The sequence below is a fragment of the Ruegeria sediminis genome, from assembly GCF_005938215.1.
In the GTDB taxonomy this organism is placed as follows: Bacteria; Pseudomonadota; Alphaproteobacteria; order Rhodobacterales; family Rhodobacteraceae; genus Ruegeria; species Ruegeria sediminis.
This window is the reverse complement of sequence record NZ_VCPD01000015.1, coordinates 1-2,500: the sequence shown is the minus strand read 5'-3', so window position 1 is coordinate 2,500 and position 2,500 is coordinate 1. Positions and strand designations below refer to the sequence as shown.

General features: G+C 55.3%; 1 tRNA gene and 2 rRNA genes (1 of these 3 cut by a window edge). All 3 read left to right on the top strand.

The annotated features are described in order from the left end of the window. Positions 1-1,988, top strand: a 23S ribosomal RNA gene (locus FGK63_RS20595); it begins 855 nt to the left of the window's first position. A 198-nt stretch (positions 1,989-2,186) separates the two neighbouring features. Further along, positions 2,187-2,301: ribosomal RNA gene (rrf, locus tag FGK63_RS20590) — 5S ribosomal RNA — on the top strand. 120 nt (positions 2,302-2,421) lie between these two features. Further along, positions 2,422-2,498, top strand: a tRNA-Met gene (locus FGK63_RS20585). The last annotated feature ends 2 nt before the right edge of the window (positions 2,499-2,500 follow it).

Genomic DNA, 2,500 nt, shown 5'->3' with positions numbered 1-2,500 from the left:
GAGCGTCATCCGAATACCCCGGGGGGTAGAGCACTGGATGGGTAATGGGGCCCCACAGGCTTACTGATCCTAACCAAACTCCGAATACCCGGGAGTACTAGATGGCAGACACACTGCGGATGCTAACGTCCGTAGTGGAGAGGGAAACAACCCTGACCTACAGCTAAGGCCCCCAATTCATGGCTAAGTGGGAAAGCAGGTGGGACGACCAAAACAACCAGGAGGTTGGCTTAGAAGCAGCCATCCTTTAAAGATAGCGTAACAGCTCACTGGTCTAAACAAGTTGTCCTGCGGCGAAGATGTAACGGGGCTCAAGCCATGAGCCGAAGCTTAGGATGCCGCAAGGCATGGTAGCAGAGCGTAGTGTGACATAGACCTCATCCGTATTTGCATCCACCTGTGAAACATCAGCGGATGTAATGACGGATCGAGGTTTTTCGATGAAGCCGGCCTGTGAGGGATCCGGTGGAGAGATCACTAGCGAGAATGATGACATGAGTAGCGACAAAGAGTGTGAGAGACACTCTCGCCGAAAGTCCAAGGGTTCCTGCTTAAAGCTAATCTGAGCAGGGTAAGCCGGCCCCTAAGCCGAGGCCGAAAGGCGTAGGCGATGGGAAACAGGTTAATATTCCTGTGCCAGGAGGATGTGACGGATCACGGATGTTGTTCACCCTTATCGGATTGGGTGGGCCGCTGAGTGGTTCCAGGAAATAGCCCTCCATCAGACCGTACCCTAAACCGACACAGGTGGACTGGTAGAGCATACCAAGGCGCTTGAGAGAACGATGTTGAAGGAACTCGGCAAAATACCTCCGTAAGTTCGCGAGAAGGAGGCCCGGTTCCTAGGCAACTAGGGGCTGGGGGCACAAACCAGGGGGTGGCGACTGTTTATTAAAAACACAGGGCTCTGCGAAGTCGCAAGACGACGTATAGGGTCTGACGCCTGCCCGGTGCCTGAAGGTTAAAAGGAGGGGTGAGAGCTCCGAATTGAAGCCCAGGTAAACGGCGGCCGTAACTATAACGGTCCTAAGGTAGCGAAATTCCTTGTCGGGTAAGTTCCGACCTGCACGAATGGCGTAACGACTTCCCCGCTGTCTCCAACATCGACTCAGCGAAATTGAATTGCCTGTCAAGATGCAGGCTTCCCGCGGTTAGACGGAAAGACCCCGTGCACCTTTACTACAGCTTCGCACTGGCATCAGGATTGTGATGTGCAGGATAGGTGGTAGGCTTCGAAGCGGGAACGCCAGTTCCCGTGGAGCCTCCCTTGAGATACCACCCTTCGCACTCTTGATGTCTAACCGCGGTCCGTCATCCGGATCCGGGACCCTGCGTGGCGGGTAGTTTGACTGGGGCGGTCGCCTCCTAAAGCGTAACGGAGGCGCGCGAAGGTTGGCTCAGAGCGGTCGGAAATCGCTCGTTGAGTGCAATGGCAGAAGCCAGCCTGACTGCGAGACTGACAAGTCGAGCAGAGACGAAAGTCGGCCATAGTGATCCGGTGGTCCCGAGTGGAAGGGCCATCGCTCAACGGATAAAAGGTACGCCGGGGATAACAGGCTGATACTGCCCAAGAGTCCATATCGACGGCAGTGTTTGGCACCTCGATGTCGGCTCATCTCATCCTGGGGCTGGAGCAGGTCCCAAGGGTATGGCTGTTCGCCATTTAAAGAGGTACGTGAGCTGGGTTTAGAACGTCGTGAGACAGTTCGGTCCCTATCTGCCGTGGGTGTAGGAGACTTGAGAGGAGTTGCCCCTAGTACGAGAGGACCGGGGTGAACGATCCACTGGTGGACCTGTTGTGGCGCCAGCCGCAGTGCAGGGTAGCTATGATCGGACAGGATAACCGCTGAAGGCATCTAAGCGGGAAGCCCCCCTCAAAACAAGGTCTCCCTGAGGGCCGTGGTAGACCACCACGTCAATAGGCCGGAGATGTAAGCGCAGCAATGCGTTCAGTTGACCGGTACTAATCGCCCGACAGGCTTGATTTGATCCAGTAATGGAAAGACAAATCAAAAGCATACTCGATCTTGATCATGGACAGCGACCGTGACGATCCGCCTCGCGGATCGCACGGTGTTGGTTGAAAACACAACCGAGTGGCAACGCGTCTTCTGCACGCAAAAGACGCTGCCTGCCACTCGTCGCCTTTTGCTCCGCAAAAAGGCGATGTAGGGGATTTTCCTCGGTTTGGTGGTCATAGCGCGAGCAAAACACCCGGTCCCTTCCCGAACCCGGAAGTTAAGTGCCGCCGCGCCAATGGTACTTGGGCTCAAGCCCCGGGAGAGTAGGTCACCGCCAAACCTAGAAAAATCCCCCATCTCTCAAACGATACAAAACAACATCAGGCCTCAAAAAGCCGATCAGGCACCAGGCCCAAATGGTCCCAAACAGCCGAACAGGCAAAAGACCAAAACCAAATGACGCGGGATGGAGCAGCCAGGTAGCTCGTCAGGCTCATAACCTGAAGGTCGCAGGTTCAAATCCTGCTCCCGCAACCAAA